This window comes from Vibrio sp. V08_P9A1T1, from assembly GCF_963874405.1.
Taxonomy (GTDB): domain Bacteria; phylum Pseudomonadota; class Gammaproteobacteria; order Enterobacterales; family Vibrionaceae; genus Vibrio; species Vibrio anguillarum.
The window spans coordinates 1-7,212 of record NZ_CAWNIB010000079.1; the positions used below are offsets into that span (position 1 = coordinate 1).

The 7,212-nt window shown below is 46.2% G+C and carries 8 protein-coding genes; 7 read left to right on the forward strand and 1 reads right to left on the reverse strand.

Features of this window, described 5'->3' with window-relative positions; translation table 11 throughout:
- From AACT21_RS04210 to AACT21_RS04240, 7 genes are all read left to right on the forward strand, one after another.
- Positions 1 to 567 (forward strand): amino acid ABC transporter ATP-binding protein (locus AACT21_RS04210; RefSeq protein WP_094164466.1); only part of this gene is annotated, 567 nt, incomplete at its 5' end.
- Positions 567 to 1,364 carry an amino acid ABC transporter permease gene (locus tag AACT21_RS04215; RefSeq protein ID WP_094164467.1) on the forward strand — a complete coding sequence of 266 codons (798 nt, stop codon included), beginning with the start codon at positions 567 to 569 and terminating at the stop codon, positions 1,362 to 1,364. The genes AACT21_RS04210 and AACT21_RS04215, both read left to right, overlap by 1 nt.
- Before the next feature lie 97 nt (positions 1,365 to 1,461).
- A complete protein-coding gene (locus AACT21_RS04220; RefSeq protein WP_094164470.1) occupies positions 1,462 to 2,244 on the forward strand; it encodes a transporter substrate-binding domain-containing protein in 783 nt (260 codons plus the stop codon).
- Positions 2,245 to 2,276: 32 nt separating this feature from the next.
- Entirely contained in the window at positions 2,277 to 3,191 is a 915-nt protein-coding gene (locus AACT21_RS04225; RefSeq protein WP_170889390.1) for an amino acid ABC transporter permease, read from the forward strand.
- Between the two features lie 159 nt (positions 3,192 to 3,350).
- Positions 3,351 to 5,054, forward strand: coding sequence for a phospho-sugar mutase (locus tag AACT21_RS04230; protein ID WP_094164468.1), 1,704 nt, complete (start codon positions 3,351 to 3,353; stop codon positions 5,052 to 5,054).
- 210 nt (positions 5,055 to 5,264) lie between these two features.
- Positions 5,265 to 5,996 carry an AzlC family ABC transporter permease gene (locus AACT21_RS04235; RefSeq protein WP_094164469.1) on the forward strand — a complete coding sequence of 244 codons (732 nt, stop codon included), beginning with the start codon at positions 5,265 to 5,267 and terminating at the stop codon, positions 5,994 to 5,996.
- Positions 5,993 to 6,313 carry an AzlD domain-containing protein gene (locus tag AACT21_RS04240; protein WP_013868095.1) on the forward strand — a complete coding sequence of 107 codons (321 nt, stop codon included), beginning with the start codon at positions 5,993 to 5,995 and terminating at the stop codon, positions 6,311 to 6,313. The genes AACT21_RS04235 and AACT21_RS04240 overlap by 4 nt, the downstream gene beginning before the upstream one ends.
- A 58-nt stretch (positions 6,314 to 6,371) precedes the next feature.
- Here the strand turns inward: AACT21_RS04240 and AACT21_RS04245 are convergent, their stop codons facing one another.
- Positions 6,372 to 6,986, reverse strand: a complete 615-nt coding sequence (locus AACT21_RS04245) for a fumarylacetoacetate hydrolase family protein (protein ID WP_017047416.1) — start codon at positions 6,984 to 6,986, stop codon at positions 6,372 to 6,374.
- Positions 6,987 to 7,212: the final 226 nt, after the last annotated feature.

Here is a 7,212-nt window from a genome sequence, read left to right on the forward strand (position 1 = left end):
TTAGAAGCTATCACCACGGGCAAGATCACCCTGAACTCTAACCATTCCGACATCACACAGCCTGCGGGAAAAATCGGTATGGTTTTCCAGCATTTCAACCTTTTCCCTCACTTGACGGTGATTGAAAACCTTATTTTAGCTCCAATTCGTACACTGAAATTGAGTAAGCAAGCCGCAAGACAAAGAGCGAGCCATTTTTTACAGCGAGTGAATATTCTTGACCAAGCTGACAAATATCCGGTGCAATTATCTGGCGGTCAGCAACAGCGTGTTGCCATTGCACGCTCACTCTGTATGCAACCAGAAATTTTATTGTTTGATGAACCCACTTCAGCTCTCGATCCTGAAACCATCCAGGAGGTGCTGGATGTCATGGTAGATCTTGCTCAAGATGGCATCACCATGATGTGCGTCACTCATGAAATGGGTTTTGCCCGAAAAGTAGCGGATCGCGTCATTTTTATGGATGAAGGAAGAATTCTCGAGATCGCTACGCCGGAAGAGATATTTCGTCAGCCAAAACACCCAAGAACTCAACAGTTTCTCAACCAAATATTGAGCCATTGATGATAAAAGTACTGATAAAACCGCTCTTCTCCGCTCTAGTACAGATAGTTCTATTGCTTGCGGGGATGGTATGGCTACTTGATTCTGGCGCACATGCTATGGATTACCAGTGGCAATGGCATCGTGTGCCTGATTTCATCGCTTTTTACGACGAGGGTGAATGGTGGCCCGCGGAGCTGCTCGAAGGGTTAGCCGTTACGGTGCAAATCTCAACGGTCAGCCTATTTTTTACGCTAGTCATTGGCTTAACAACCGCTTTGTTGAAGCTTTCCAATTCTGTGGTAGGGCGTTGGTTGGCCAATATTTATATTGAGCTTATCCGCAACACGCCGCTACTGGTGCAGATATACCTGCTCTATTTTGTGTTTGGTCCAGTGCTGGGCTTAGATCGCTTCTCTACTGCCATTTTAGCTTTGGCACTGTTTCAAGGCGCTTATACTGCCGAAGTGTTTCGTGGTGGTTTAAACAGCATTCCGAAGGGACAGTTTGAAGCGGCACGAACATTAGGGCTTTCTCGTTTTTATACCTATGTTGATGTGATCTTACCGCAACTTATCCAACGTACATTACCTCCACTGACCAATGAAGTCGTGTCATTAATTAAAAACTCGTCTATCGTCAGTGTGATGGCTATTTTTGACTTAACCACTCAAGGTAGAAATATTGTCTCAGAAACGGCGATGCCATTTGAAATATGGTTTACCGTCGCTGCAATTTATTTACTGTTAACTCTGTCTTTATCAGGGTTTTCAGCATGGTTAGAACACAAACTCGGGGCGCAATGGCGCGCTCAATAATCATCCTTAAAAGGAGAACATCATGCAGCAATCTGCACCAAAAGCGTGGCAACGCGCTGGGTTGAAGGCTATCGCCGCTCTATCGCTCGGGTTAACCATGTTACTAGGGATAACCATTTCCATACCCGCCTTTGCCAGTGAAACGCCTAGCCTTGATAAAATCACTGAACGAGGCACATTGCGTGTGGGTATGTCTACGTTTGTGCCTTGGGCAATGCGCAACAAGCAAGGCGACCTAATTGGCTTTGAAATTGATGTTGCCAAACGTCTTGCTGAAGATTCAGGTTGGAAAGTGGAATTTGTACCTACCGCGTGGGATGGCATTATTCCAGCACTCTTAGCACAGAAATTTGATGTCATTATCGGTGGCATGTCTATCACTCCTGAGCGCTCGAAAAGCGTCCTGTTCACTGCTCCCTATTCACATTCAGGAGTACAACTTGCCGCTAATCAGTCCCTCGCTAAAGGATTTTCCACCATTGAAGACTTCAACTCTCGTCGAGTGACTATCGCTGCGCGCCGTGGGGCATTCACCGTACAAGTCGCTCGTGAAACCTTCCCCAAAGCCAAAATTCTGCAATTTGATGACGATGCACAAGCCTTTCAAGAAGTATTAAACGGCCAAGCACACGCCGTGATTGCGTCAAGCCCTAAACCTGAACATGAAACAGTGAAACACAGTGACAAACTGTTCATTCCTTTCAATGAACGGTTGTCCAAAGGAAACGAAGCGTTTGCCGTTCGCTTAGGTGAAGAGGACAAAAAAGCCTTTTTTGATCAATGGATTATTGAACGAACCAATGACGGCTGGTTAAGTGAACGCTACGAATATTGGTTCTCAACGCTAGATTGGCAAAACCAAATCGTCTCAGGGCAATAGCCTGAGGGGCGGATGTGAATAGAACAAAAACCGTGCTGTATGAAAAACGGAACCTTAAACCATGGCTACAATTATCGCTCAATAAGCTCGATTATGCGTTACTCGTAGCACTGTTAGGCTTTGTTATTTGGTTAACGCACCGAGCCGAGCTTGGGGTGAATTATAATTGGCGTTGGCAAGAAGCTTTTGCTCTGATTTTCACCCCAACGAGCCATGGTGCTATCCCTTATTTCTTTCAGGGGTTAGTTGCTACTTTGCGCTTAAGTGTCTGGGCGATGGTGCTGGCCCTTGTGTTAGGCACACTGCTTGGCGTAGCACGCCACTCTCAATTTTCGTGGTTCAGAATTCCGGCTAACGCTTTTGTGCAATTAGTTAGGAACATTCCGCCGCTGGTTTTCGTGTTCATTTTTTATTTTTTTGTCTCCAATCAACTGATCCCGTTGTTGGGCCTAGAAAACCTACTACGGGAACACCATGAGCCAACCAATGTCATTCAGCATTGGCTGTTTGGTCCTTCTCATCTATGGGAAAATTTGTTCTCTGGAATTGTGTGTATTGGGATGCTTTCATCGGCCTACATCGCTGAAGTTGTTCGTTCAGGTTTGGCCGGAATCGCTCAAGGTCAATGGGAAGCAGCGCACTCTTTAGGGCTGTCTCGATGGGTAAAATACCGATACGTCATTGCCCCTCAAGTATTGGCGGCGATCACGCCGGCTTTAGCTGGGCAAGCGATTTCTTTGGTCAAAGATTCTTCGATTGTATCGCTAATTTCAATTCAAGAAATGACGTTTGTTGGCACAGAAATCGCTAACTCTTCTGGGCTTATTTTTGAAATATGGTTGTTAGTGGGCGGTGCATACTTGGGTTTATGTTTAAGCCTCTCTTTACTGTTTAGGCGGCTCGAGCTACGCAGTTTACGCCATCTCTCGCTTCATCACTCTAACTAGATAACACTGAATTTGTCAGCGTCAGTTGCGCAACCAATCAAAGAGAAGCAACACGTGATGAGAAACAAAATAAGAACGATGTTTAGCGATTGCGCCCCCATTATTGAGAATGAATATCAGTTAGAATTAATTCAACATGAATGCTAAGAAGGTGAAACCATGATGCAACACGTTTCCGAATGGTTAGAAAAAGATCCCGATCCTAAAACTCGCCAAGAGCTACAAGCACTAGTCGATCAGCATCAGTTAGATGAGATAAAAGCTCGCTTTCAATCACGTCTTGAGTTCGGCACCGCGGGTTTACGCGGCATGGTGGGATGCGGCCCTAATCGTATGAACCGCCTGGTAATTCAAGAAACGGCGACGGGTTTAGGACACTATCTCATTCAACAAGTCAGCAATGCCAAAACACGTGGGGTGGTGATTGGCTATGATGGCCGGCCAGATTCTCAGCAATTTGCACACGATACCGCCTCAGTACTCGCCGCGCTGGGGATCAAAGTGTATCTCACGCATAAAGTGGCACCGACCCCAGTAGTCGCTTTTGGGGTAAAACACTTTAATGCCGCCGCCGCAGTCGTAGTCACCGCCAGTCACAACCCACCCGAATACAATGGCTTTAAGGTGTACTGGGAAAATGGTGCACAGATTATCCCGCCTCACGATTCAGGTATTGCAGCAGAAATCGACTTAGCGGCAACACGAGCTATTTCTCTGATGCCGTTAGACAACGCGCACCAACAAGGCCTTTTGCAATGGCTAACAGAAGAGTATTACCAAACTTACCGTCGTACCCTCAATCAAAGCCCATTGTTAAACCACCACACTGATCCGCAATGCCTTACCATTGCGTATACCGCGATGCATGGTGTCGGCGCTGAGATGGCTGAAACTTTGCTGCATGACGCTGGGTTTACCCATGTCATCAGTGTAAAGGAACAACGAGAGCCGGATGGCCGTTTCCCGACCGTCAACTTCCCGAACCCTGAAGAGCCGGGGGCGATGGATATGGTTATCGCGTTAGCCCATGCCCAAAATGCCCAGTTGGCCTGCGCCAACGACCCAGATGCCGACCGATTTGCCGTTGCCGTACAACGAGCGGATGGTCAATACCAAATGCTGACTGGCGATCAAGTTGGCACACTATTTGGGGACTATTTGCTCTCCAAAACCGATGCCTCAAAGCAGTTGGTTGGCAACACCATCGTCTCATCCAGTTTACTCGGTAATATTGCGCAGGCAAAAGGTGCAAAATACTACCAAACCTTGACTGGCTTTAAATGGTTGACCAACGTGGCGATGCAACAACAAAGCGATGAACAGCAGTTCTTATTCGCCTATGAAGAAGCATTGGGTTACACCATAGGGCAAACCGTTTGGGATAAAGATGGCCTTTCGGCCATGGTGGCATTTGCACAACTAGCGGCCGAATTATACAGCCAAGGTAAGACTATTTGGGATCAACTTGAAACCATTTACCGCCAGCACGGTTTTTACATTAATGCACAACGCAGCATTAAGTTAGACCCTAACTCACCGCCGATCGGTGACAAGCTTCGCGCCACACCGCCAACGGAAATCGCCGGTAGAAAAGTGCTCATGACCGACGATCTCAAATCACTCACACGTTATATTGCCGATGGAACAACGCAAGCGATTCAACTTCCTGCTAGCGATGTATTGACCTATCACTTGGAAGGCGGAGCGAGAGTGATTGTGCGCCCGTCGGGCACTGAGCCTAAATTGAAATGCTATTACGAGGTCGTCGGAGCCTTCGAAGTAAAAGAAGATTTCGCCAGCGCCGAGAAAAAAGCCGACGAGCAAATGGCGATGCTCATAGCAGAACACCAACACAGCTTGTAGCGCTCATTGCCAGACAAGCACAACGAAATAACAGGCCGTCTTCAATTCATTGTTGGCGGCATTTTTATTTCATCTGTTTAGGTGAACAATGCCTGCGACTACAACGATCTTTTCCCTCCAGTGGATGACAGTTGTATGCGCAATTTTGTACAATCGCTTGACCCAACCTTGTGGCTTGATAGATTCATCACTTCCAGCAAAGGAATTACTATGGATAGCACACTATTGAACCACATACATTTAGAACCTCGAGGTCGCCTCTTTGGGCAAGGCGCACTGGCCATGCTACCGCTGAGTATTGCCGTTTTACCATGGGGCTTATTGGCGGGATCATTTGCGATTGAAAGTGGCCTGACCGTATTAGAGAGCCAAGCACTCTCTGCGGTTTTATTTGCAGGCTCAGCGCAACTCGTCGCCACGGGGATGTTTAAAACAGGTGCAGGGCTGTTGACTCTGCTGATCACCACATTTTTCATCACTTCTCGCCATTTTCTCTACAGCGTTTCCATGCGCAGCAAAATCAGCCCACTCCCGACACGTTGGCGTTTAATTCTGGGTTTTCTGCTCACTGATGAGCTGTTTGCGGTCTGCGGACAACAAAATGAAAAACAGTTTAACCGTTGGTACGCGCTTGGTGCGGGTTTAAGCTTCTATTTAGTTTGGAATTTGGCCACACTGGTCGGCATTATTGCAGGCAGCTACATCCCCGCTTTAAACGAGTTGGGGTTGGAATTTGCAGTCGCGGCTACTTTTATCGCCATTGTCATTCCGAACATTAAAAACATACCGATACTCGTTGCTGTCATCAGTGCCCTGGTGTTATCGGTAAGCCTGACTCTTTGGCAAGTTGAAGGTAGCTTAATACTAGCAAGCATTGGCGCAATGTGTGCAGGTTATGTTTCTGAAGTTTTACTCTGTTCTAGCAGGAGGAACCAACGATGATTCTGCTTTCTATCCTCGCCATGACCGCTTTGGTCTTTATGAGCCGTTATCTGTTCTTAGAGCCTAAATTACCGCTGCGTCTCAACCCAGTTATCCAGCGCTTACTCACTTATTCTAGCCCTGCTGTATTAACTGCTATTTGGGCTCCGATTGTGTTCCTGCCAGAGCAAACACTTTGGCTTGATCGCCATAATCCCTACTTGTGGGCCGCAGCATTAGCGGGGCTGATTGCATGGAAAACCAAGAATGTCCTGCTGACCACGATCATCAGCATGGCGACTTTCTTTTTGCTAAATTTAACGCTCTTAGCCCATTAAAGACAGAGGCTGCGGTGAATACTGATAATAACCGCAGCCCGAATAGCGCAAATCAGTTTTATTGCGCTAGCCATTCAATCTCGATTAAGGTCTGCTCTCCACATTTAAGACGCCCTAAAAAGAGATCGCCACAATGCACTTCTCCAACTCCTTGTGGCGTTCCGGTCATCACAACGTCACCATCACGCAGCGATGTGTAAGATTTCAGCTCTTCTAAAATGATGGCGGGTGAATAGATCATTTGGTTTACACCGCCGCACTGAACCCGAACACAGTTGATGAATAGCTCTAACTGCAACTTATTGATATCGATACCATGCAGTGGCACAAATCGGCTAAGTACAGCCGAACCATCAAATGCTTTCGCCCTCTCCCAAGGTAAACCTTTTGCTTTAAGCTGAGATTGCAGTACCCGCTTAGTCAGATCTAACCCCAAACCAACCGCGCTATATTGACCTTTTTTGATCAAAAAACAAATTTCAGCTTCATAGTGAAGCGTCTCTTGGTGAAACGAGGATAGAGTGGTTGTGATGCTCGTATTGGGTTTATTAAACACCACCATTTGTTCTGGCATTGTGTTATTAAGCTCTTGAATATGTTCAATATAGTTCCGTCCAACACACAACACTTTAGACGGGGTTATCTTCTGTTTATCCAAACGAACCGAATACATATACTCTTCCTTGAGATGACTAAGATCGTCGAGTTTACCTCATCTACAGCGCGAGTGAATGGATTTGCATCTTCATTAGATAAAAGTAAGATCTTCGACTCAAAATTCATGGCACCTTGACTATTTTGAACATCACTACATAACATTCTCTTTAATAAATCATCAATAAAAACAACATGTAAACATCATGAATCAGTAATTAAACATTCATTTAAAACATCTACTT